The sequence below is a fragment of the Polynucleobacter sp. QLW-P1DATA-2 genome, from assembly GCF_001870365.1.
GTDB lineage: Bacteria > Pseudomonadota > Gammaproteobacteria > Burkholderiales > Burkholderiaceae > Polynucleobacter.
The window spans coordinates 1,127,857-1,151,678 of sequence record NZ_LZMQ01000003.1; the positions used below are offsets into that span (position 1 = coordinate 1,127,857).

The following is a 23,822-nucleotide window of genomic DNA, read 5'->3' on the forward strand; positions in this document are numbered from 1 at the left end:
ATAGAGCTGGGGGGCGATGAATCAAATTGCTTAAAAAAGCCTCTCATTATGACAGTTTGAGACTGTGATTACAAGGGTTTTCCCCAAATACCTCATTTAAGGGTGCGCAATAGACGTTCTATCTTTTTACCGTAAGGTGGATGAGCGGGTTTTGTGCCCTTCATTAAATTGGTACCTAGTAGACCGCGCACCTCCAGAATCGACTTTTGATAGCTGAAGGTATCAAAGCCTGCTTTGCCATGATATTTACCCATACCACTTGAGCCAACTCCACCAAACGGCAAAGACTCAAGGGCGGCATGCAAGAAAACATCATTGATCGTGACACCTCCAGAGCGTGTCTTTTCTAACACTTGTTGCAAATTTTTCTTATTCTTACCAAACCAGTAGAGCGCCAATGGATGAGGCCTCTTGTTGATGTATTCAATTGCAGCAGCAGAATTTGGGACAGTCACTATGGGCAGAATCGGCCCAAAGATTTCTTCATGAAGCACACGAGCATCTTGAGGTACTTGGATTAAGGCAACGGGTTCAAAGCGTCTACCGCCTGCAGAAGGATTATTGAGCAAGGGAATTGCTTTAGCGCCGCGGTCTATTGCATCACTAAGGAGGTGTTGCCAGTATTGCAGTTGTTCATCATCAATTGGCCCAGTAAGTTCTTTGGGATCACTAAATTGCTGATGAGCTGCAGTTTGTAATTGTTGAATAAATGCGTCTTGTAGACTTTCCTCAATGAGGACATAGTCTGGTGCAATACAGGTTTGACCGCTATTGAGAAGCTTGCCGTAGGCAATAGATGCCGCCACATCTTTAAGTTTGGCAGACGAATCAATCATGGCTGGGGATTTGCCACCTAACTCCAAGGTAATGGGAGTAAGGCTTTCAGCCGCTGCACGCATTACTTTTTTACCGATTGCTTCTGAGCCTGTAAAGAATAGATGAGCAAAAGGCAGCGCAGCAAATTGTTCAGCAACATCGGAGCCGCCAGTAGTGACACAAAATTCACTAGGATGAAAATACTCTTGAATCAGACTTGCTAAAAATCCAGAAGTGCGGGAACTGCGTTCGGATGGTTTTAACCAAACCCGGTTACCGGCTGCAAAAGCGGCAATGGCCGGAAGCAATGCTAATCGCACCGGGTAGTTCCAGGGGCTCATGATGCCAACTACACCAATCGACTGACTTTCAATCCAAGCTTCGGATCCTCCCATGTAAAAAGGGATCTCCACTTGTACTGGCTTCATCCACTCTTTGAGATGTTTACGGGTATATGCGCAAGCTTGGTATAGCCCTTTGAGCTCAACTAAGCGAGTTTCTATAGAATCTCGAACTCCAAAGTCAGCTACAAGAGCTTTGCAAAGTTTTTCTTCATTGGCCGCAATCATTTTTTCGATTCGACCAATTCGCTCAAGTCTCACTTCGATGGTTGGGTTTGGTTCAGCGGTGTAGGCCGCCTGGATTTCATCAAGTTGGATAGTGAAGCGATTCATATTGGATTAATAGTTGGCAAGCATAGGAATAAGGCATTAGGATAAAGCCATGAGCGAAATTACCGATAAAACTTCACCCCAATTAGAGAGAGCCACCCTCGGAGGAGGATGCTTTTGGTGTCTTGAGGCTGTGTACCAGCAAATTTCTGGCGTTAAGAGCGTCGTCTCTGGTTATGCCGGAGGTGCCAGGCCGAACCCCTCTTATGAATCTGTCTGCACGGGCGCTACTGGTCATGCTGAAATTGTGGATATTGAATTTGATCCCCAGCAGATCTCATTTAGGGATTTATTGGAAATTTTCTTTGTGATCCACAACCCCACAACATTGAACTACCAAGGCAATGATCATGGAACGCAATATCGTTCAGTCATCTTTACGCATAGTGATGAGCAGGCCAGGATCGCTCGCGAGGTTGTACAAGAGCTAGAGGATTCCAAGATCTACGCTGATCCAGTAGTGACGCAAATTGATCCAGCCCCAACGATTTATCCGGCAGAGGATTATCACCAGAATTATTTTCAGCAGCATCCCCATCAAGGGTATTGTGCTGCTGTGGTCGCTCCAAAGTTGGCTAAATTTAGAGCTAAATTTAAATCACTGATTGCGCCGCAGTACGTCTAAAAATCTATTGGCGTCATTAAGGCGCAAGTCGATTCACTACCCAAGTATCTCCATTGAGCCTGTAATGAATGCGGTCATGTAAGCGCGATGGACGACCCTGCCAAAACTCAATCTCAGTTGAGCGTAAGCGATAACCACCCCAGTGCTGCGGGCGCGGTGGGGTATCACCAAATTCTGCTTTGAAGCGTTTTTCGGCCTCTTCTAGGAATTCTCGATTCGGAATGGCTGCACTTTGTGGGGATGCCCAAGCGCCAATGCGGGAGGCGGGAGGGCGGGAGTGGAAGTACTGGTCGCTCTCTTCTGCGCTAACCCGTTCTACCTTCCCTTGAATACGTACCTGACGCTCTAATTCGTGCCAGTGAAAAAGGAGGGCTGCCTGAGGGCGAGCCGCTAGATCCTTGCCCTTTTGGCTTTCGTAGTTCGTAAAAAAGGTAAAGCCATTTTCGTCGGCGCCTTTTAGTAAGACAATACGAGCTGATGGATTTCCGGCTGTATCTGCAGTAGCCAAAGTCATGGAATTGGGTTCTGGACACTCCGCCTTTACTGCCTGGTCAAACCAGAGTTGAAATAGCGGGAAAGGATTGTGCGGAACTTCGGTTTCGGAAAGCTGACCAAAGGTATAGTTTTTACGAAGTTGAGCAATGGAGTCCATTTATTCAGTATAAAGAGAAGCTATGGCAGAAGACAAGCAAGAGAGCAGTATTGAGGATCGTCGCTTTGGAGGGGTTTCTAGACTCTACGGCACCGATCTGCGTGCTCGCTTTCAGAAAGCGACGGTTGTCGTAGCTGGTTTAGGTGGTGTTGGTTCTTGGGCGGCTGAAGCGTTGGCGCGAACTGGCATCGGTCATTTGGTGCTAGTGGATTTCGATCACATTTCTGAGAGTAATACCAATCGTCAGTTGCATGCCTTTGAAGGGCAGTATGGCAAAGCGAAAGTTGAGGCAATGACTCAACGTATTTTGCAGATCAATCCAGAAATTCAATTGACTGCTTGTGATGAATTTTTAGAGCCCGAAAATCTTGATCGCATTATTCCTGGCGATGCTTATGTTTTAGATGCTACTGATTCAGTGCAGACCAAAATTGCTCTGTCAGTTTGGGCTAGAAAAGGCGATCGCTCCTTGGTAATGTGTGGAGCAGCAGGTGGCAAGACCGACCCTACTTCTGTGCGTTGCGACGATTTATCGCACACTGAGCAAGATGCTTTATTAGCAAAGGTGCGACAGGGACTTAGGCAGGACCATGGTTTTTCTAGAAACCTCAAACACAAAATCGGTATCAGAGCGATTTACTCTCATGAGCCTCGCGCTGGGGCATCGACTGGGGGTCTAGCGTGCTCTGGATATGGCTCTACTGTCATGGTTACGGCGGCTTGTGGCTTGGCAGCAGCAGCTGAAATTCTGAATTTAATCGGTCACGATCCTAAATCTACTGTAAATCCTTAAGGGGATTCCCTGTAGGAAATTACTGATTCTGTTGCAGTCATGCGCGGTGTGAGACTGTCGCTCACCATGCTTTAAAAGCAATTTCAATATTCAGAGTCTCTACTTTTAATCATTTAGTCACTTTAGTTATTTTCATCCCCTAGTACAGATGACAAGTCCTCCCTAGACTTTGCTTCGTTGGTAAATCGCCAACGACAAATCGAAAGGAGGTCTCACTTGCAGACTGAACAAACTGGCTTAAAGCGCCATCTCAAAGTAAGGCACATTCGTTTAATGGCCTTAGGTTCAACGATTGGCGTTGGATTATTTCTTGGATCAGCGAGTGCAATTCAAATTGCTGGACCTTCCATTCTCTTGGGTTATCTACTTGCTGGCATCGTCGCATTTATTGTTCTGCGTACGCTTGGTGAGATGGCAGTGCATGAGCCTGTAGCAGGCTCCTTTGCTGCCTACGCTAATACCTATGTTGGACCACTTGCGGGATATATGGTGGGTTGGGGCTATTGGACCTATTGGATTGTGGTGGGTATAGCGGAGGTCACTGCGGTTGGTATCTATATGGGGATTTGGTTTCCGGAAACCCCTCAATGGATTTGGGCACTCTCTTCAATTGCCATGATGGGCATGATCAATCTCATTGCTGTCAAAGTATTTGGTGAGTTTGAGTTTTGGTTTGCTCTCATTAAGGTAGTAGCCATTGTGGCAATGATTGCCTTAGGTGGTGCAGTTATTTTGTTTGGCTTTACGAATGACTGGCAGCCCATTGGATTGAGCAATCTTTGGCAACACGGCGGCTTTTTTCCTAATGGCATTACTGGGATGTTGCTTTCCTTGCAAATGGTTTTATTTGCTTACGTTGGCATCGAGATGATTGGCTTATCTGCAGGTGAAGCTGAGAATCCCAAGAAAACTATCCCAATGGCAATTGACTCATTAGCCTGGCGCATCTTGATTTTTTACATGGGTGCGATCTTAGTCATTTTGGCGATCTTTCCTTGGAATCAGGTTGGGCAGCAGGGCAGTCCATTTGTAGTGATGTTTGAACGTATTGGCTTACGTGAAGCGGCGGGGCTCATCAATTTTGTGGTGATTACGGCAGCATTGTCATCTTGTAACGCCGGCATCTTTAGTGGTGGTCGACTGTTGTACGCCTTATCCAATAATGGCTATGCCCCTGCGCCATTTGCTAAGTTGTCCAAATATGGCGTTCCTCATCGTGCGGTAATGGCAACAGTGGCTGTATGTATGTCTGGCGTGGTACTGAACTACTTTGTTCCTGATAAAGCCTTTCAGTACATCATGGCTGCCGTCACCTTTGTGGGCTTGATGGTGTGGATTGCCATCCTGTTTACCCAAATGAAATTCCGTCGATCTTTAACTAAGGCGCAAGTGGCTGAGTTGGGCTACCGCGCACCTTGGTGTCCCTATTCCTCATGGTTTGCTCTGGCATTTATTTTCTTAGTAGTCGTGCTAATGGGCTTTCATGAGGATGCACGGATTGCATTGATCTTGGGTCCGTGTTTACTGGGCGTGTATCTCGCGATGTTTTATCTCGTCGGGCTACATCGCAAAACGAAAACTAACCATGAATTTAAATCATAGGAGATAGAAATGATTATTGGTGTTCCGCAGGAAGTAAAAAATAATGAGTTTCGAGTGGGCTTAACCCCAGGCAATGTCAGTGGCTTATGCAGGCAAGGGCATTCAGTGTTAGTGCAAAGAGGTGCTGGAGAACAAATCGGTCTGAGTGATGAGTCCTATCGGATTGCTGGAGCTACTTTGATTAATAGTGCAGCAGAGGTCTTTCAGAAGGCAGAGATGATTGTGAAGGTGAAGGAGCCTCAGCCACAAGAATGTGCCATGTTGCGCGAGGATCAAATTCTGTTTACCTATTTGCATCTTGCCCCAGATCCAGCGCAGACCAAGGCCTTAATTGCTTCAGGCGCCACTTGTATTGCCTATGAGACGGTAACCGCAATGAATGGAGCCTTGCCACTACTTGCGCCAATGAGTGAGGTGGCTGGGCGGATGTCGATTCAAGCAGCAGCCTCACACTTGGAGAAAACACACGGTGGTTTGGGTGTCCTGATGGCTGGGGTCCCTGGCGTCTCGCCTGCCAAGATCGTTATTTTGGGCGGCGGGGTTGTTGGTCGTAATGCTTTGCAGATGGCGGTAGGCATGGGCGCGGATGTTTGCATCTTTGATCGTGATATTGATCGCTTGCGTCAGATTGATATGTTCTATGGCAATCGCGTACGCACTTTTTATTCTGATAGCTTGTTGATTGAGCAAGAAGTGTGTGAAGCGGATGTAGTGATTGGTGCCGTCCTATTACCGGGTGGAGCTGCGCCAAAATTAGTGACCCATGAAATGGTCAAGAAGATGAAAGCTGGCGCAGTCATTGTGGATGTCGCGATTGACCAAGGGGGCTGTTTTGAAACTTCAAAACCCACTACGCATGCTGATCCCACTTTCTTGGTCGATGGCGTATTGCACTACTGCGTTGCCAATATGCCAGGTGCCGTAGCAAGAACCTCTACCTTTGCTTTAACCAATGCTACTTATCCCTTTGTGGAGGCTTTAGCTAATCGTGGGGTGGTGAAGGCTCTATCCATCGATCATCACTTGCGTAATGGCCTAAGTGTCCATAAGGGAGTGCTGACTTCCAAGCCTGTTGCACAGGCGCAGGGCTTAGATTTTGCTTTAGCTGAGGAGCTGTTTGTGGCCTAGCCCTCACATCCATGGATTAGTGGGGTCAGTTACCTGAGGATATAAACTGGACTGACTCTATTTAATGAAATCATAAATTCCATGGATTTTTCTGCTTTAACTCTCTCTGCTGGTGTCGTTGCGCTAGCAGAGATGGGTGACAAAACCCAATTACTGTCTTTAATGTTGGCCGCACGTTATCCCAAGCAAGCCTTAGCTATCATTGCCGGCATCTTCATCGCAACCATTGCCAACCATGCGTGCGCAGCATTTTTGGGTCATTGGATAAGTACCTTAGTTTCTCCAGAGATGATGCGTTGGATACTGGGAGCAAGCTTTTTGGGGATTGGTTTATGGCTATTGGTTCCCGATCACATTGATGATGCTGCAGAATCAAAAGTGGCTGATCGCGCATTTCAGGTATTCATTCTGACGGTTGTCTTGTTCTTTTTGGCTGAGATGGGTGATAAGACGCAGATTGCCACCATTGCTTTGGGCGCTAGATATGATGATGTTCTATCTGTCACTGTTGGCACCACATTGGGGATGATGTTGGCGAACGCTCCAGCGGTTTGGATAGGGCAGAAATTTACTCAGCGCATGCCTATTAAATGGGTTCATGCTGTAGCAGCAGTTACCTTTATCGCCATTGGGGTGGCAACCCTTTTGTGGCATTGAGCTAGGCAAATAGCGCAAGTCCAGCCCAAGACTTAAAATAAGGGCATGAAAACTGATCTGCCACAGAGCTTTCGTCGGCTCGAATACCATCCCCCCGTTTACACCTTTGACCAAGTTGAGTTGGATATTGCTTTAGATCCGGCTCGCACGATTGTCAAAAGCCGAATTGAGGTATTGCCCGGCAAAAGTTTTGAGCCAGGCTCACCCTTGGTATTGGTTGGTCAAGAACTTGAGTTTGTTAGTCTGCGCATTAATGGTGAGGCCCATCGTCATTTTGAACTGACCCCAGAAACCTTATCAATTCATTCTTTACCAAACGATGGCAAAGATAAGTTCACGCTTGAGATCATCTCCATTTGCGTGCCTGAGAAAAATACTACCTTGATGGGTTTGTATGTTTCAAACGGAAATTTCTTTACTCAATGTGAGGCAGAAGGTTTTCGCAAGATTACTTATTTCTTAGATCGTCCAGATGTGATGGCGCGCTATCGCGTCACTTTGCAAGCACGTGAAGCTGAATGCCCTGTGTTGCTATCGAATGGCAATCTATTAAAAGAGGAAAAGTTGCCTAATGGCTGGCACAGCGCTACTTGGGAAGACCCATTTCCGAAACCTTCATATTTGTTTGCGCTGGTAGCTGGCAAGCTCGAATGTATTGAGGAGACGATCACCACCAGCAGTGGTGCCAAGAAGTTATTGCAGATTTGGGTGGAGCCGCATGATCTTAAAAAGACCCGTCATGCAATGGATTCCTTAATTGCCTCAATTCATTGGGATGAGAAGCGCTTTGGTTTGGAGTTAGATTTAGAGCGATTCATGATTGTGGCGGTAAGCGACTTTAATATGGGCGCAATGGAGAACAAGGGCTTGAATATTTTCAATACCAAGTTTGTTCTAGCCCAACCCGAAACGGCAACTGATGCTGACTTTGCCAATATCGAGAGTGTTGTTGCGCATGAATACTTCCATAACTGGACTGGTAATCGTGTCACCTGCCAAGACTGGTTTCAACTCTCCCTTAAAGAGGGTTTGACAGTATTTAGAGATCAAGAGTTCTCAGCGGACCAGATGGGTAGTGAGTCGGGAAGGGCAGTGAAGCGCATCGAAGACGTGAGATTGTTACGCCAGTTACAGTTTCCAGAAGATGCAGGTCCGATGGCGCATCCTATTCGTCCGGATGAATATCAAGAAATTAATAACTTCTATACCGTCACCGTATATGAAAAGGGTTCTGAAGTTGTGCGTATGTACCAAACCTTGCTGGGTAGAGAAGGTTTCCGCAAGGGTATGGATCTTTACTTTAAGCGCCATGATGGACAGGCGGTTACTTGCGATGATTTCTTAATGGCCATGGCGGATGCCAATGGCAAAGATCTCACTCAGTTTAAAAACTGGTACAGCCAAGCAGGCACGCCAAGAGTCAAGGTGGAAGAGCATTACGATGCTGCCAAGAAGCAATATCACCTCACTCTGACTCAAAGCTGCGGTGCTACTCCTGGGCAGCCTGTGAAAAAGCCATTTCATATTCCGCTCAAGATGCGTTTAATTACTGCTGCTAATGATCAGGCAGAGCAATTACTAGAATTAACTGAGCCCACGGAGTCATGGATATTTGACAATGTCAATGAGCGTCCCGTTCTATCCATTAATCGTGACTTTTCTGCGCCGATCAACATAGATTTTGAACAAAGTGAAGCAGATCTTTTAACCTTGTTCTCTAGTGATGACGATCCCTTTAATCGTTGGGAGGCTGGTCAGAAGCTAGCAATGCAAATGATTTTGAATAATCGCTTGCCAGATGCTGGCCTGATTGCTGCTTATCGCACTCTTTTGTTAGACCCCATGCTAGATCCTGCGTTTAAAGAGCTTTCTTTAACGCTACCTGCTGAGTCTTATCTATATGAGCAGTGTGCTAGCGTAGACCCGCAGAAAATCTTTGCCGCTCGCCGCGCATTTCGTAGAGAAATTGCCAAGCAGTTGCAATTGGAGTGGGCCGCTTTGTATCAACAGAACCAAACACCAGGGCCATTTAAGTCCGATGCGCTTGACTCTGGCAAGCGCGCACTTAAAAATCTTGCGCTGAGCATGTTGTTAGAAGCGGATCCAAAGATTTGGGCACCGATGGCGGTTAATCAATATCAGATTGCTGACAATATGACCGATCGTTATGCGGCACTTGCTGCACTAGTGATTCATGGTGCTAAAGCCGCAAGCGATTGTTTGACTGATTTTTATAGCCGTTTTGCAAATGATGCATTAGTGATTGATAAGTGGTTTGCTTTGCAATCGAGCCGTCCGCCAGTAGATGGTCTTGAGTTAACGCTCGCTGATGTCAAGCGTCTGCGTGACCATCCGGCATTTAAACTCAACAACCCAAATCGTGCTCGTAGCGTGATTCATGCTTTTTGTGCGAACAACCCGGCAAGTTTTCATCAGCCTGATGGTAGTGGCTATGAGTTTTGGGCGGACAGCGTATTAGCCTTGGATGCCATCAATCCTCAAGTAGCGGCTCGCCTCGCAAGGGCGCTAGATCGCTGGCGTTTATTTGCCCAACCCTATCAAGACCGCATGAAAGCGGCTCTAGAGCGGGTTTCAGCATGCCAGACTCTCTCTCCAGATGTGAGAGAGGTTATTGGAAAGGCCTTAGGAAACTGATTTGACCGTCTATCTTCAATGAAGTTGTTGGTTATAAGAAACGCCAAGTTGGACAGCCAGCAAATCTAGTTGTTTATCAAGAGTCCAAATGAGCGCATTTTCTGAGAGAAGCGTAGAAGCCAGTAGTGAAATATCAATAGCGCCACAGCCAGAATCGTAGAGTTTATGTGTTTCAATAAAATTCATTGTTTCTTCTGTGGTTGCTACTGTTGCCTGTCGAAGCATCTTTAAATAATTCAGAGTTCTTGAGCGTGGCGATGGCAGAGATCCGCTTGCTAGTTCAATCAGAATCAAAGGATGACATAAGATTTGATCATTTGCCAACAAAGATGCAAATGATGCGTTTGATTTCCTGAAGTGGGATACCCACACCGAAGTATCAGTCAAAATCATTGGCATATTTACTGCCCACCATTATTTTTTCGTACGAGGGATAGCTTTCATTTGAGGTGCTTTTCCGCCTAATGCAGCAAGTCGTTTAGCGCTCTGAACGCGTACAAAAACAGTCATCGCTTCGCGAAAAAGGTCTGCTTTATCCATTCCGGGATCCGCAAGATCTAGTCCGGTTTGATATAGGTCATCATCAATTGTTACGGTGGTTCTCATTTAGCCATCCTCATCAAAATTGATGCAATTAAGCATCAATATAAACATCATATAAGAGAATGAATAACTTGGCTAGCTGAAAAACTGGATTGTCATGGCTTGGGAAGCTTCATTTGTGGTTAAACCTCAATTACAGGGCAAAATAGAACCTATTCTTAATAGCGCCTTGGAGAAATCCTTTTGTTTAGTTCTCATATTAATTTCAAGCAATACCTAGCTTCTACCAAACCAAAAGGGGCGGAAGTGCCTGCTGGTCTTCAGGATCTACTTACCGCCGTAGTTAGCACCTGCTCAACTCTCAGCCATGAAGTGGCGCAGGGCGCATTGATAGGTTTACTGGGCTCCGCTGGCACTGGAAATGTGCAAGGTGAAGTTCAGCAAAAGCTTGACATCATTGCCAATGATTTATTAATTGAGGGTGTTAAAGGCTGCAAGTCACTTGCAGGTTTGGCATCTGAAGAAATGGAATTGCCAGTCCCTGTGCAGGGCACTGGTGACTATCTTCTATTGTTTGATCCACTAGATGGATCTTCTAATATCGATGTGAATGTCTCCATTGGAACTATTTTCTCAATATTGAAAAAACAAGATCCACAAGCACCCCTGCAGACATCTGACTTTCTATTGTCAGGCCGTCATCAAGTGGTAGCGGGTTATGTGGTCTATGGTCCACAAACCACGATGGCACTGACTTTGGGCGACGGCGTCGTCATGTTTACCCTGAACAAGGTAACAGGCGAGTTCTTATTAATCAAAGACTCCGTCACGATCTCACATTCCACTAAAGAATTTGCAATCAATATGTCTAATATGCGTCACTGGGCTGATCCAGTGCGCCGTTATGTAGATGAATGCTTAGCTGGTGTTGGCGGCGCACGTGAAAAAGACTTCAATATGCGCTGGATTGCCTCTATGGTTGCTGATGTCCATCGCGTACTTTCCCGTGGCGGTGTCTTTATGTACCCTTGGGATCAACGTGAACCTAATAAGCCCGGTAAGTTGCGTTTGATGTATGAAGCAAACCCCATGAGCTTCTTGGTAGAGCAGGCTGGTGGCGCATCAACCAATGGTAAAGAGATCATTATGGATTTACAGCCTACTGATTTACATGAGCGCGTCTCAGTGATGTTAGGGTCTAAAGAGGAAATTGATCTTTTACAACATTACCACTCATAATCAGACTGGTAATTGCCTATAGGGCGCCTAGAAAAGAAAAACCCAATCAAGCGATTGGGTTTTTTGCTAATAAAGCTCTCAAAAAGTACGAGACCCTAAGGTTGAACTTTCTCTTTGAGGTAAGCAAGGGATTCTTCTACTTGGTCAATTAAGATCAGACAAACATCGCCTTCGGAGACTTCATCTAAGGCGGTATCAATTGCCAAGAATTCCCCATGAATCTCTTTTATCTGTTTGGCTTTAGTGGCGCCCACCAAACCTTCTTGTAAAAGTCTTAATACTTCACCATCTTCACGACCACGTTGGCAAGCATCTTGATAGAGGATGACATTATCAAATGCATTTCCTAAAATGCGCGTGAGATCACGAATATCTTCATCGCGACGATCGCCGGCACCACTCACAACGACGTGACTTTTCTTGGGTTTCATCGCAGCCACTGCACTGGTTAAGGCACGCATGGCATCGGGATTGTGACCATAGTCAGCGATGACGGTTGCGCCTTTATGTTTGAACTGATTAAAGCGACCGGGTACTGCGTTAGCAGTACTCTCAAAGCTATGTAGGCCGCGAGCAATCTTTTCTGCATCTAAGCCCAATGCCCAAGCGGCGCCAATAGCAGCCATGGCGTTTTCAATCTGGAAGCCTAGAACACCATTTTGAGTAAGCGGAATTTCGCTGACAGGGAAGCGATACATGACGCGTGAGCCTTTGGACGCAATAATATAAGCGCCATCAAAGTAGATCACTTTTTTATTCTTGGCACGATGTGCCGTAATGACAGGATGATGCTGATTTTGAGCAAAGAAGATCACTCGTCCAGAGCACTTATCACCCATCTTTGCAACCATCGGATCAGCCGCATTCAAAACGGCGGCGCCGGTAGGAGCTACGTTTTGCACAATCACGCGTTTGAGAATCGCTAAATCCTCAACGCTAGTGATGTAGTTCAACCCTAGGTGGTCACCTTCACCAATATTGGTCACTACTGCCACTTCACAGCGATCAAAACCTAGACCTTCACGTAATAAACCACCGCGGGCAGTCTCGAGAACAGCAGCATCTACATCAGGATGCATTAACACATTGCGTGCACTCTTTGGACCGCTGCAATCACCAGTATCGATTAGTCGGTGGTTGATATAGACACCATCAGTACCGGTCATGCCAACGCGTAGACCTGTTTCATTCAAGAGATGAGCAATGAGGCGTACAGTGGTTGTCTTGCCATTGGTGCCAGTAACGGCAACCACTGGAATACGTCCATCTTCACCAGCTGGGAACATCATATTAATAATGTCTTCACCAACTGGACGACCTTTGCCATAGGAAGGCTTTAAATGCATCCGCAAACCAGGCGCCGCATTGACTTCAACAATGCCGCCGCCTTGCTGCTCTAAAGGTTTGTAGATAGATTCACAAAGGATATCCACGCCGGCAATATCTAAGCCAATCATTTGCGCAGCAGCGACAGCGCTAGCAGCAACATCAGGGTGGACATCATCGGTAACATCTGTAGCGGTACCGCCGGTGCTAAGGTTGGCGTTATTGCGTAATAAAACGCGTTCACCGGTTTTAGGAACATATTGCGGTGAAAGGCCATTGCTTGCCAAGTGGGCTAGGGCAATGTCATCAAAACGAATTTTTGTTAATGCAGTTGCATGACCATCGCCACGCAATGGGTTCTGATTCTCTTTTTCAACGAGCTCTGCTACCGAAAGCTTTCCATCACCAACGACTTGAGCTGGCTCACGGCGTGCTGCGGCTGACAAGCGATTGCCTACAACGAGGAGGCGATAGTCAGCGCCTGGAAGATAGCGTTCGACAATCGTTTCTCGGCCAAAGCCTTGGGTTACTACAAAACCTGCACGAACTTCTTCTTCCGTTTGGATATTGGCAACAACACCTTTACCTTGGTTACCATCTTTGGGCTTGAGAACAATTGGGCCGCCAATCTTTTGCGCTGCGCGCCAAGCATCATCGGCGGTGGTAACCACTTCCCCGATGGGTACGGAGACGCCCGCAGCAGCTAAGAGGTTCTTTGTGAGCTCTTTATCTTGCGCAATGGCCTCTGCAATAGCGCTGGTGTTGCTGGTTTCTGCGGCCTGAATACGTTTTTGTTTGCTTCCCCAGCCAAATTGCACCATGCTGCCTTCAGTCATGCGGCGGTAAGGGATATTGCGCTGAACAGCCGCATCCACAATTGAGCCAGTACTTGGTCCAAGGCGCACATCTTCATAGAGTGCTTCTAGTTCAGATAGGGCGGCAGCTAAATCAAAAGGTGCATCGTTGAGCGTTGCCTGGATGAGTGCAAAGCCAAAGTCAAATGCCATGCGACCAACGACTTCTTCAATATATTCCACGACAACTTGATATACACCTTCATCCACGGTCTGTACTGTGCGGCTGAAGGTAACGGGGCAACCTGCTTGTGCCTGTAAGCCAAGTGCAGCGTGTTCAAGTGCATGAGCAAGCGATAGGGCTTCGGTATGACCCCCGCGACGCATGCTTCCTAATTGCGGAAAGCGTTCTCGAATTTTGGTTTCAAACTGAGGGATTGCATCAATTGAGCGCTCAGATGCATCGCAAGTCACAATGGCTTCTAAAGCAGTATGACGGCTCCATAGATTGGGGCCACGTAGCATACGAATACGGGTGATTTCCAATTAGGCCCCTATTGCGGTTATAGCTTCTGGCACAAACGTTTCTGCACCAGCTTCAATGACATTGAACGGAATATCTAAAGCCCAAGCAGCAGCTATAGCAGCACCCAGATTCATGGTCTTCCATGGAGAGGCGCTACTGGATTCGGAATGACGCGGCACCGGAATGGATTTCTGATCCAGCTTGCCAGATTTCAGGGTAATTTGTTGTTTGCCAACAAGCACCACGCGACCACCATTTTGCAGATGAGTCTTCACCACCTCTGAGTCGGAGTTTTCGCTAAAGAAAATCACGTCACCATCACAGAGCTCAGCCATTTGCACGCACATAGGATCATCTGCATTTAAAACCCCTACACCGGTTGGCAACACCACATCAATTTGAGTGCGCACAACGCTAAAGACTTGATCCTCATCGTAGATCGCATACTGCGGGAAATTGGCTTGAGGATTCACGTTCAGAACAACCCCAACTTGGCAACGATCGTAGGCTAAGCCTTCAATCAACATAGAGAGGTGATTGTTCTCGATGACCGCTGCTTCAACGGCACGATTGAGAAGGGTGCGACGGGCATTTTCCCAATTTGAGACATTAGTATTGGGAATAGCGCGGTTGCCAAAAAACAAACCTTTGCTACAAGAAAGGCCAACATACACATTTGTAAGACGCAAAAAGTGCGCAACCATTTCGGCAACGGGTGTTTTCCCACTTTCACCGCAAATACCTACTAAAGGAACGCGGAAGTCGGCGCCGGGAGGGAAGAGGTGGTTGGCAATTTCTTTGCCAACCGGTTGTGCTTTGCCGCTTGCAGGTTTTAGATGCATTAATAAACCTGGGCCAGCATTCACTTCCACAATTGCGGCATTTTGCTCTGCAAGTGGGCGACCAATATCTTGAGCTACCAAATCAACGCCAGCAATTTCTAGACCCACAACACGGGCAGCAAGAGCAACTTGACTAGCGACATCGGGATGAATGAGGTCGGTTACATCAAAGGCTACGTTACCGTTACTTTGAATGAGAACCTTATGATCGAGAGCGGGAATACTTTTACCGGTCAGTTGTTGACGCGCTAATTCGAGTTCAACCGCAGAGTCAATACGAACAGGATTGAGTGGATGTTCTTCAGCAGTGCCGCGACGAGGATCAGAATTAATCTGAATCTGAATCAATTCTTGAACAGTATGTTTACCGTCACCGGTGACCCAAACAGTCTCACCTTTAGCAGCTGCAACTACTTTATTGCCCACTACCAGTAAGCGATGTTCATCACCAACAATATGACGTTCAACAAGCACTTCGCTACCTTCATCAATCGCAACCGCATAGGCCGCTTCAATTTCTTGTTGGGTGTACAGGTTGATAAAGACGCCACGGCCATGATTGCCATCAATGGGTTTCACCACTACCGGCAGGCCAATATCTTGGGCTGCTTCCCAGGCATCATCAGGGCTAGTGACGGTTCTACCCTCAGGTGTAGGAACGCCGGCGCTACGCAAAAGGCTCTTGGTTAAATCTTTATCCCTTGAAATGGTTTCAGCAATTGCGCTGGTCTGGTCCGTTTCCGCGGTCCAGATGCGACGTTGTTTGGCGCCGTACCCGAGCTGTACTAAATTGCCTTCAGATAATCGAATGGATGGAATGCCGCGCTCTTCCGCTGCATTAACGATGCAAGCTGTGCTGGGTCCCAGTAACAAGTCATCACCGATATCGCGCAGCTTTTCAATGGTGTCTTGAACTAAGGCAACGCAATCTTGCTTATCTTGAGCGAGCGCTAGGTAGAGGTCACGAGCATATTTCAGGGCGGTGAGGGTAACCTCTTCATTGATTGCGCTCACCATCACTTTGTAGACGCCACGACGATCGCCATCACGTGCTTTACCGAAACCACCTGGAATACCTGCTAAGTTTTGTAGCTCCAGTGTGAGGTGCTCCATGATGTGAGCTGGCCAAGTGCCTTCTTCAACGCGCTTAAGAAAGCCACCAGTTTCCCCATAGCTGCAGCGATGCTCGACCAAGCTAGGGAGGGCTTTGACCAAGCGATCATAAAAGCCGGGAATGAGGTTGGAAGGGTAGTCTTCCAAATCCCCAATATCGATCCAAACCTCAATGACGGGGTGGTAAGTCCACATATTGGGGCCACGGAGATGCTTAACGCTCAGGATCTCGATGGATTTATCTAGTAATTGGGGCATGTATGGTGTTACGAGGGCTCGGCGCCTACCTTGGGGGTGGCACGCTAGACAGTCTCTCTGTTTATAGTTTTAATTAAAAATCCACAAAAATAGCAAAAATACATAAAAAGGCTTAGTTCATTAATTTAACGGTTTTCCACCCCCTAAAGTTGACAGGAGCAATAAATCTAAAAAATCTAGCTCCACTATACTTTTGAGGTTAATGAAGCCACAAACCCTACCTTTTGCTCCCGTACTGCCAAGTGATTGGCAAGTCATTCTTGAGGGCAAGGACTCTCCAATTCAAAGCCCTGAAGCCCTAGAAGCAATACTGGCTTGGGTTGAGCTGGATTTAGGTGCAGACCTACGCTTTGAAAAAAGCCTCCTTTTACTGACAGAACAGGGTCTGTTTTGGACCGATGGCCGGCAGTTTGAGTCTTGGCCAATACGCGCTGGGGAGCAATTGACTCATGGAGATCATGCGGGGGTGGGTCATTTAAAGCTGGAAACACCCGATGCCCTTCAAAGAATTTGGTATTTCACCTTGGCGGTTAACCCCCAGGTTTTGCGTCTGCAATCGAGTTTCAGAAAATTCACCCGTGGCGATCAGCATAGCGAGAGCGAACTGACTGAGTATGACAAACAGGTATGCCCAGTTTGCTTAAGCCCTAAACCAGCTAACTCCGATGTTTGCCCAACTTGTGATCCTGAAGATGATCAGCCGCCTTCAACTTGGACTTTATTTAAGCTGTGGCGCTTTGCAAAGCCTTATCAAAACCAGCTACTGCTAGGATTTGTGCTGACACTGCTATCGACTGGTGCAACCTTAATTCCGCCTTACCTCACCATTCCTTTAATGGATCATGTATTGATTCCGTATGAGCGCGGTAACCCGATTGATTTTCATTTGGCCGCCACTTATTTGTTTGCATTGTTTGGTGCTGCGATCGTTGCCTGGGGTTTAGGTTGGTGGAAAACGTATTTGTTGGCTTTGGTGAGCGAGCGGATTGGTGCTGATCTTCGCAACACTACTTTTGAGCATTTACTTAAACTCTCGCTGGAATATTTTGGGGGTAAGCGTACTGGTGACTTGATTGCCCGTATTGGTGCGGAGACCGATCGTATCTGTGTCTTCCTCTCTCTTTATGCATTGGACTTCGCGACCGATGTGCTGATGATTACTATGACTGCAGCGATCCTGGTGTCAATTGATCCTTTGCTAGCTTTAGTGACCTTAGCGCCTTTACCATTTATCGTATGGATGATTCATGTAGTGCGCGATAAATTGCGTTTTGGTTTTGAAAAGATTGATCGCATTTGGTCTGAAGTAACGAATATTTTGGCTGACACTATTCCCGGCATTCGCGTTGTGAAAGCATTTGCACAAGAAGATCGTGAACTCAAACGGTTTGTCGATTCAAATAAGATGAATCTCCAAATCAATGATCGTGTGAATCGTGTTTGGGGATTATTTTCTCCAACTGTCACTTTGCTTACTGAGACTGGTTTGTTAGTCGTGTGGGGCTTTGGTATTTGGCAGGTAGCACATCAAAAAGTCACTGTCGGCGTATTGATTGCATTCCTTGCTTACATTGGTCGTTTTTATGTACGCCTAGACTCGATGAGTCGGATTGTTTCCCATACCCAAAAGGCGGCTGCTGGCGCAAAGCGCATCTTTGATATTTTGGACCACGTATCGAGTGTTCCCGAGCCCATCAATCCTGCGCCGCTTGGGCCGGTAAAGGGCCGAATCTCCTTGCGCGGTGTGGGTTTTCGCTATGGCAACCGCGCAGTATCTAAGGGTATCGATTTAGATATTGCTCCCGGCGAGATGATCGGTTTGGTAGGGCACAGTGGCTCAGGCAAGAGCACCTTGGTCAACTTGATTTGCCGTTTCTATGATGTTAGCTCTGGCTCGGTTGCCTTGGATGGGCGCGATATTCGCAGTATTGGCATTGCTGACTATCGCAAGTGTATTGGCCTAGTATTGCAAGAGCCTTTTTTATTCTTTGGCACGATTGCAGAGAATATTGCTTATGGCAAACCTGATGCTACCCGTGAAGAAATTATTGAAGCTGCACGTGCTGCTCACGCTCACGAATTTATCCTTCGCTTACCGCTTGGTTATGACTCGCTTGTTGGTGAGCGTGGACAATCTCTATCTGGCGGCGAGCGTCAACGTATCTCTATTGCGCGAGCACTCTTAATCAATCCAAGTATCTTGATTTTGGATGAAGCAACATCATCAGTCGACACGACAACTGAAAAAGAAATTCAGCGTGCATTGGATAATCTGGTTAAAGGTCGTACCACCATTGCAATTGCGCACCGTCTCTCAACCCTCAGGAAGGCGGATCGTCTTGTAGTGTTAGATAAGGGTGAGATAGTCGAGATTGGTTCACACGAGCAGCTAATGGAAGCCCAAGGGGCTTACTACACCTTGTATCAGGCGCAGTTGCGTCACGCTGCTGAATTAGTAGAAGGTGGAGCCATTGGCGAGAGCCTAGAAGAAGATCAGCAAGAAAAACAAGACGAGCTGCAAGAAGAAAAACTGCAAGAGATCGCTAAAAATATTGGAGGTGGAGTGTGACGCAAGTTCATCAGCAAGCCACCCATCAGCTCAAGCGTGACTCGCTTGGACGTTTAGTTTTTATTGATGCTCATGGCCACTCTCATATTGGTATATATCCAGTAAGAGCATTTCCAATTACCGCACCAGGAGCTGGAGTTGGCATCATGGATCAATCTGGTAAAGAAGTGCATTGGTATCCTGATGTTGCAGCAATTCCAAGCTCAGAGCTCAAGCTCATTGAAGAAGAGTTGGCTGCTCGTGAATTTATGCCAGTGATTGAGAAGATTACAAAAGTTTCTACTTTTGCTACCCCAAGCGTTTGGGATATTGAGACTGATCGCGGACCAACTCGTATTCGTCTCAAGGGTGAAGAAGACATTCGTAGGATTGCGGGCAATACGCTCTTGATTGCAGACTCTAATGGCCTCCAATTCTTGATCAAGGACTCCACCCAATTGGATAAGGTCAGTAAGAAGCTTTTAGATCGTTTCCGCTAGAATTTACCTGGAAAGCCGCTTTAGCTCAGTTGGTAGAGCAGTTCATTCGTAATGAAAAGGTCGCCAGTTCGATTCCGGCAAGCGGCACCAGCCTTCTACCTCTGAAATTCATAAATAATCAATAAAAACAATACTTTATAAAAAATTACCACCTATTTAATTAGGATAGATTCCTTGCCAATATTGCATTGCCCTGAAATATTATTAGGGTTATACTCTAGGTACTAACCCTTAAGGAGATTCAAATGACTGTTCTATTGAATATGATTAACCAGCTTTTTACTGAAAGCAAAGAAGCAGAGAAGCAAGCTTCTCACTATGATTTTGATGGCGCATACCGCGGCCTGTAATTCAAATTCGCTCAAATCAAGCCACCTACGGGTGGCTTTTTTATTGCTACTTTTTAATGAGAAAAAGATAAAAATACTTTGAAATTCAATTGCTTGTATTAGGGGTAATCACTAGTGCATGAATAGAAAATTCTTGATGCCCATCAAGATAATAAAGGTGATGATGTTTGAGAATTATGCAGCCCTAAAAAAGGGCAATGAATTTATAAAAAATATATAAGGAGCGCAAATCGTGAGTAAGCCTTGGCATAACCGTTGGGCACAATTGGTATTTGGAATTATCTGTATGGGGTTGGTTGCCAATCTTCAATATGCGTGGACTTTATTCGTTAACCCAATTCAGATTAAAACTGGATGGGCTTTGTCTGCGATTCAATTGTCTTTCTCGATCTTCATCGTTGTGGAGACTTGGTTAGTTCCAGTCGAAGGTTGGATGGTAGATAAGTTTGGCCCACGTATCGTTATTCTGATCGGCTCAGTCTTTGCTGCGGCAGGTTGGGTAATGGATAGTTATGCTAACTCAATAGAAATGCTCTACGCAGCTGCTGTAGTAGCTGGTATCGGCGCTGGTTGCGTATACGGCACATGCGTTGGTAACGCACTCAAGTGGTTCCCAGATAAGCGTGGCTTAGCTGCTGGCTTAACTGCTGCTGGCTTTGGTGCTGGTGCAGCGATTACAGTTATTCCAATTGGCAACATGATTTTGTCTGATGGTTATGAGCATGCCTTCTTGTTCTTTGGGCTTGCGCAAGGCGCTTTGATTTTCTGCCTGGCATTGTTGATGACAAAGCCAACTCCACCAAAAGGAGTGCAAGCCGCTCCACGTATCGTTACTACCAAGGTTGATTACACCTCTGGTGAGATGATCAGGAAGCCTTTATTCTGGTTGATCTATGCAATCTTTGTGGTGGTTGCTGCGGGTGGCTTGATGGTCACTGCGCAAATTGGTCCAATTGCTAAGGATTGGGGTCTGGCAAAACTACCAATGGCTTTATTTGGTACAACCTTACCGTTGCTAACCATGACCTTGTCAATTGACAATCTTTGCAATGGTTTCACACGCCCACTCTGCGGATTTATCTCCGATCGCTTTGGTCGTGAGAATACGATGTTCTTCGTGTTCTTCGGCGAAGGCTTATCGATGCTTGGTTTAATGCATTTTGGTCATGATCCAGTAGCGTTCATGACTTTTGCTGCATTGATCTTCTTATTCTGGGGTGAAATTTTTTCAATCTTCCCAGCAATTTGCGCAGATACCTTTGGTGTAAAAAATGCTGCTGGTAATGCCGGCACCTTATATACAGCCAAAGGAACTGCTTCATTGTTGGTGCCCTTGGCCTCTGTGCTCTCAGCAAGTGGTGATTGGAATACGGTGTTTGTTGCAGGAGCAATCGTTACTATCACTGCCGCATTTTCAGCGAAGTTTATATTGGCGCCTGCTCGCAAGCGCTTTATTGAAGCCGCCAATAAGAATGCCGGTCACTAATTAATCAGGCAATTCATCCAAAAGGGGTCTTCGGACCCCTTTTTATTTGCCCAAAAATCAGCAAACTGAAGAACTGAGTGGAATCAGATAAAATTCCCCAGTTATGAAATTCTCCAAAAACCGCCTTATTCACTGGATTGCAGCTGCAGCCATTGCGATGAGCGCTCTTGCCCCTGCGGTCTCTCAGGCAGTATCGCTTGTGAAGGGTGGGCACGGTTTTGCGATGGAGATTTGCTCAGTAGACGGCAGCAAGATGCAGGTCGATATTCAGGGTGAAGATCAAGACCTGGCCAACCAAGCTCAACCTTGCCCTTATTGCGTCACTCACAATTTCATCACACCAGCATTCAATACCAATCTCACATTTGCTGCGCCAAGTACTTTTGCCTTGCTTCCTCAGCTTTTCTATCAATCACCTAAACCACTTGCACTTTGGGTAACCCCTCCTTCAGCAGCCCCTCCAGCACAAGCCTAAATCTATTTAGGGCATAGCCTAGCTATGTAATTTACTAGGGCGGAAATCTTTTTTCCGTTTTGAATTGTGTGGAGTAAAAAATGAATTTAAAAAAATTAGTTATTGCAATGGCACTCGCATTGCCGGCAACTGGTGCAATGGCTTGTGCAAGCTGTGGATGTAGTTTAAATACCGATATCGGTACGCAGGGTATGGGCTCCTCTCAGGGTTGGACCTTTGATTTGCGTTATGACAACTTAAATCAAAATCAATTGCGCTCCGGAACTGGAACTATCTCTCAGAATCAGGCAGCAAATACCATCAATCCTAAAACTGGTTTGCCTGCAGAAGTTGAAGGGTTTACTCAAAATAATTATGTCACTGCATCTTTGGATTACAACAATGGTGAAACATGGGGGGCGACAGTGGTTCTTCCTTACATTATGCGCAGTCACATGACATATGGCCCGGACACTGATCCAGGTGATGGATCGGGTTACCCAACGGGGGCAAACGGATACTCATCACAAGCTAATGGTTTTGGCGATATGAAAATTATTGGCCGTTACTTTGGGTTTGCTGAGCAAAAGGATTGGGGCATCCAATTTGGTGTGAAGTTGCCAACAGGAAGCAATAACCAAACGGCCGTTGGCAACAGCGGAAGTATTGTTGCTGTCGACCCTGGGCTCCAATTAGGCACAGGTTCTACTGATGCCATTATTGGAGTCTATAAGTTTGGAATTATTCCAAAAACAGAGGATTGGGGTTATTTTGGTAACGTCCAATATCAGGCAACCGTAAAACCAACTAATGTGCCTTCTACTATTGCTGCCATAAATGCAGCAGGCGGGGTTGGTAACTCCTATCGCCCAGGCAATGCATTAAATATCAACGTTGGCACCAACTATCAGGGTTGGGATAAATGGGTGCCAACTTTACAGTTCAACTATTTATACAAAACAGCTGATAGTGGAACGGCGGCAGATACATGGTCTACTGGTGGTACTTTGTTATATGCAACCCCGGGTATTTTGTATAAGTTAACTGATCAGACTCAGGTATATGCCAACGTCCAGTTACCGGTTTATCAAAATTTAAATGGAATTCAATTAGCGCCATCATTTATTGCGTCGATGGGTGTGCGAGTGCATTTCTAATTATTGATTGGTCAAAAGCGGGGTAACGAGTTCTTCGAGTAGTTTGGTATCGACCTTTGGGTCACCGGTCATACCATTCTTTCGAAGTACTCCCTGTTTGTCGATGATGAATGAACTAGGTATACGCCAGATTCTGCCGTAGTCAGAGTAATCCATTTGTTTTTTTTCTAGCAAATAGAAAGGAATAGTTCCGCATGATTTGTTTTGCTTGTTCCATATCAGCGGGCTTATCCATTGTGATGGCAAGCACTTCAAATCCTTTTGCTTTATTTTTCTTAAGATAGGATTCGATGGCTGGCATCTCTTCTCTACAAGGCTCGCACCAGCTAGCCCAAAAGTTCACTAAAAAAACTTTACCTTTATGGTTCATTAGTGAGAAAGGCTTGCCATCAATCAGCGTTCCTTCTATATTGGGTGCAGGCTCTCCTAGCTCAATGCCAGCATATGCCGAGCTGAACAATATTGTGGTCAACAGGATAAAGATCTTGAGACAAGAAGGGCGAGGAAATTTACGCATTACAACAAGTATTTTATGAAAATTGAATAAAGGAGTAGGTAATGATAAAGAGTAATTTAGGTTTAGTGTCTAGAGTAGTGGTTTGTTTTGGTACGGCAGTGATTCTGAGTTCGCAGGTCTTAGCCCAGTCAGTCAAGGTAGATGCGGTAAGTGTCTCCGATGCCTATACCCGCGCCACCGCTCCGGGCCAACAAGTCGCCGGTGGTTTTATGAAAATTGAGAACAAAGGCAATGCGCCTGACCAGTTGTTGTCTGCGTCTTCTCCTGCTGCGGGCGAAGTGCAATTACATGAAATGGCAATGGACGGTAATGTCATGAAGATGCGCCAAGTAAAAGATATTGCTGTGCCAGCAAACGGCTCGGTTGAATTAAAACCAGGTGGATTTCATCTGATGTTCCTCAATCTTAAAGGCCCGTTTGTGGCGGGTGAGTCTGTTCCGGTGAAACTCAAGTTTGCCAAAGCTGGAGATGTGGAAGTGAAGTTCCCCGTGAATGCTCCGGGCGCTATGAAGCACTAAGTAGTTCTGAGAGCTATGAAATAAAAAAGCCCCTAGTTTTACCTAGGGGCTT

Annotated in this window: 21 protein-coding genes and 1 tRNA gene; 14 read left to right on the forward strand and 8 right to left on the reverse strand. The window is 46.2% G+C overall.

What is annotated here, in order from left to right; all coding sequences use genetic code 11:
- Positions 1 to 92: 92 nt before the first annotated feature.
- A complete protein-coding gene (locus A9236_RS08445; protein WP_071464941.1) occupies positions 93 to 1,490 on the reverse strand; it encodes a coniferyl aldehyde dehydrogenase in 1,398 nt (465 codons plus the stop codon).
- A 49-nt stretch (positions 1,491 to 1,539) separates the two neighbouring features.
- Between A9236_RS08445 and msrA the strand changes: the two genes are divergently transcribed.
- Positions 1,540 to 2,112 carry a peptide-methionine (S)-S-oxide reductase MsrA gene (msrA, locus tag A9236_RS08450; protein ID WP_071464942.1) on the forward strand — a complete coding sequence of 191 codons (573 nt, stop codon included), beginning with the start codon at positions 1,540 to 1,542 and terminating at the stop codon, positions 2,110 to 2,112.
- A 16-nt stretch (positions 2,113 to 2,128) separates the two neighbouring features.
- On the opposite strand, the gene pdxH is transcribed toward msrA, so the two are convergent.
- Positions 2,129 to 2,764, reverse strand: coding sequence for a pyridoxamine 5'-phosphate oxidase (pdxH, locus tag A9236_RS08455; RefSeq protein WP_071464943.1), 636 nt, complete (start codon positions 2,762 to 2,764; stop codon positions 2,129 to 2,131).
- Positions 2,765 to 2,786: 22 nt separating this feature from the next.
- On the opposite strand from pdxH, the gene A9236_RS08460 reads away from it, so the two are divergent.
- From A9236_RS08460 to pepN, 5 genes are all read left to right on the forward strand, one after another.
- Positions 2,787 to 3,557 carry a ThiF family adenylyltransferase gene (locus A9236_RS08460; RefSeq protein WP_071464944.1) on the forward strand — a complete coding sequence of 257 codons (771 nt, stop codon included), beginning with the start codon at positions 2,787 to 2,789 and terminating at the stop codon, positions 3,555 to 3,557.
- Positions 3,558 to 3,830: 273 nt separating this feature from the next.
- A complete protein-coding gene (locus A9236_RS08465; RefSeq protein WP_369821175.1) occupies positions 3,831 to 5,159 on the forward strand; it encodes an amino acid permease in 1,329 nt (442 codons plus the stop codon).
- Positions 5,160 to 5,168: 9 nt separating this feature from the next.
- Positions 5,169 to 6,287, forward strand: a complete 1,119-nt coding sequence (gene ald, locus A9236_RS08470) for an alanine dehydrogenase (RefSeq protein WP_071464945.1) — start codon at positions 5,169 to 5,171, stop codon at positions 6,285 to 6,287.
- An 81-nt stretch (positions 6,288 to 6,368) separates the two neighbouring features.
- Positions 6,369 to 6,944 (forward strand): TMEM165/GDT1 family protein, encoded by a 576-nt coding sequence (locus A9236_RS08475; RefSeq protein ID WP_071464946.1) that lies wholly within the window; start codon positions 6,369 to 6,371, stop codon positions 6,942 to 6,944.
- 45 nt (positions 6,945 to 6,989) lie between these two features.
- Entirely contained in the window at positions 6,990 to 9,599 is a 2,610-nt protein-coding gene (gene pepN, locus A9236_RS08480; RefSeq protein WP_071464947.1) for an aminopeptidase N, read from the forward strand.
- Positions 9,600 to 9,614: 15 nt separating this feature from the next.
- On the opposite strand, the gene A9236_RS08485 is transcribed toward pepN, so the two are convergent.
- Together A9236_RS08485 and A9236_RS08490 are read right to left on the reverse strand one after the other, a co-directional pair.
- Positions 9,615 to 9,998 carry a type II toxin-antitoxin system VapC family toxin gene (locus A9236_RS08485; protein ID WP_071464948.1) on the reverse strand — a complete coding sequence of 128 codons (384 nt, stop codon included), beginning with the start codon at positions 9,996 to 9,998 and terminating at the stop codon, positions 9,615 to 9,617.
- A gap of 15 nt (positions 9,999 to 10,013) precedes the next feature.
- A complete protein-coding gene (locus A9236_RS08490) occupies positions 10,014 to 10,205 on the reverse strand; it encodes a DUF2191 domain-containing protein (protein WP_071467839.1) in 192 nt (63 codons plus the stop codon).
- Positions 10,206 to 10,385: 180 nt separating this feature from the next.
- Here A9236_RS08490 and A9236_RS08495 point away from each other — a divergent pair, with 180 nt between their 5' ends.
- Positions 10,386 to 11,381 (forward strand): class 1 fructose-bisphosphatase, encoded by a 996-nt coding sequence (locus A9236_RS08495; protein WP_369821168.1) that lies wholly within the window; start codon positions 10,386 to 10,388, stop codon positions 11,379 to 11,381.
- Positions 11,382 to 11,476: 95 nt separating this feature from the next.
- On the opposite strand, the gene cphA (A9236_RS08500) is transcribed toward A9236_RS08495, so the two are convergent.
- Both cphA (A9236_RS08500) and cphA (A9236_RS08505) read right to left on the reverse strand, forming a co-directional pair.
- On the reverse strand, positions 11,477 to 14,047 hold the full coding sequence (cphA, locus tag A9236_RS08500; protein WP_071464950.1) for a cyanophycin synthetase: 2,571 nt from the start codon (positions 14,045 to 14,047) through the stop codon (positions 11,477 to 11,479).
- A complete protein-coding gene (gene cphA, locus A9236_RS08505; RefSeq protein WP_071464951.1) occupies positions 14,048 to 16,240 on the reverse strand; it encodes a cyanophycin synthetase in 2,193 nt (730 codons plus the stop codon). It lies immediately after the preceding gene.
- Positions 16,241 to 16,442: 202 nt separating this feature from the next.
- Between cphA (A9236_RS08505) and A9236_RS08510 the strand changes: the two genes are divergently transcribed.
- From A9236_RS08510 to A9236_RS08535, 6 genes are all read left to right on the forward strand, one after another.
- Complete coding sequence (locus A9236_RS08510) at positions 16,443 to 18,809, forward strand: ABC transporter ATP-binding protein (RefSeq protein WP_071464952.1); 2,367 nt, start codon at positions 16,443 to 16,445, stop codon at positions 18,807 to 18,809.
- Complete coding sequence (locus tag A9236_RS08515; RefSeq protein ID WP_071464953.1) at positions 18,806 to 19,288, forward strand: DUF1854 domain-containing protein; 483 nt, start codon at positions 18,806 to 18,808, stop codon at positions 19,286 to 19,288. Before A9236_RS08510 ends, A9236_RS08515 begins: the two co-directional genes overlap by 4 nt.
- Before the next feature lie 14 nt (positions 19,289 to 19,302).
- Positions 19,303 to 19,378: transfer RNA gene (locus tag A9236_RS08520), tRNA-Thr, on the forward strand.
- Between the two features lie 492 nt (positions 19,379 to 19,870).
- Complete coding sequence (gene oxlT, locus A9236_RS08525; protein WP_071464954.1) at positions 19,871 to 21,124, forward strand: oxalate/formate MFS antiporter; 1,254 nt, start codon at positions 19,871 to 19,873, stop codon at positions 21,122 to 21,124.
- A gap of 103 nt (positions 21,125 to 21,227) precedes the next feature.
- Positions 21,228 to 21,599 carry a DUF2946 family protein gene (locus A9236_RS08530; protein ID WP_071464955.1) on the forward strand — a complete coding sequence of 124 codons (372 nt, stop codon included), beginning with the start codon at positions 21,228 to 21,230 and terminating at the stop codon, positions 21,597 to 21,599.
- Between the two features lie 80 nt (positions 21,600 to 21,679).
- Complete coding sequence (locus A9236_RS08535; RefSeq protein ID WP_071464956.1) at positions 21,680 to 22,735, forward strand: hypothetical protein; 1,056 nt, start codon at positions 21,680 to 21,682, stop codon at positions 22,733 to 22,735.
- Here A9236_RS08535 and A9236_RS11095 read toward each other — a convergent pair whose 3' ends face one another.
- Together A9236_RS11095 and A9236_RS08540 are read right to left on the reverse strand one after the other, a co-directional pair.
- Complete coding sequence (locus A9236_RS11095; RefSeq protein WP_161485618.1) at positions 22,736 to 22,891, reverse strand: hypothetical protein; 156 nt, start codon at positions 22,889 to 22,891, stop codon at positions 22,736 to 22,738.
- Positions 22,878 to 23,252, reverse strand: coding sequence for a TlpA disulfide reductase family protein (locus tag A9236_RS08540; RefSeq protein ID WP_083398922.1), 375 nt, complete (start codon positions 23,250 to 23,252; stop codon positions 22,878 to 22,880). The genes A9236_RS11095 and A9236_RS08540 overlap by 14 nt, the downstream gene beginning before the upstream one ends.
- A gap of 41 nt (positions 23,253 to 23,293) precedes the next feature.
- On the opposite strand from A9236_RS08540, the gene A9236_RS08545 reads away from it, so the two are divergent.
- Positions 23,294 to 23,770: a copper chaperone PCu(A)C gene (locus A9236_RS08545; protein ID WP_071464958.1), complete on the forward strand. Its 477-nt coding sequence runs from the start codon at positions 23,294 to 23,296 to the stop codon at positions 23,768 to 23,770.
- The last annotated feature ends 52 nt before the right edge of the window (positions 23,771 to 23,822 follow it).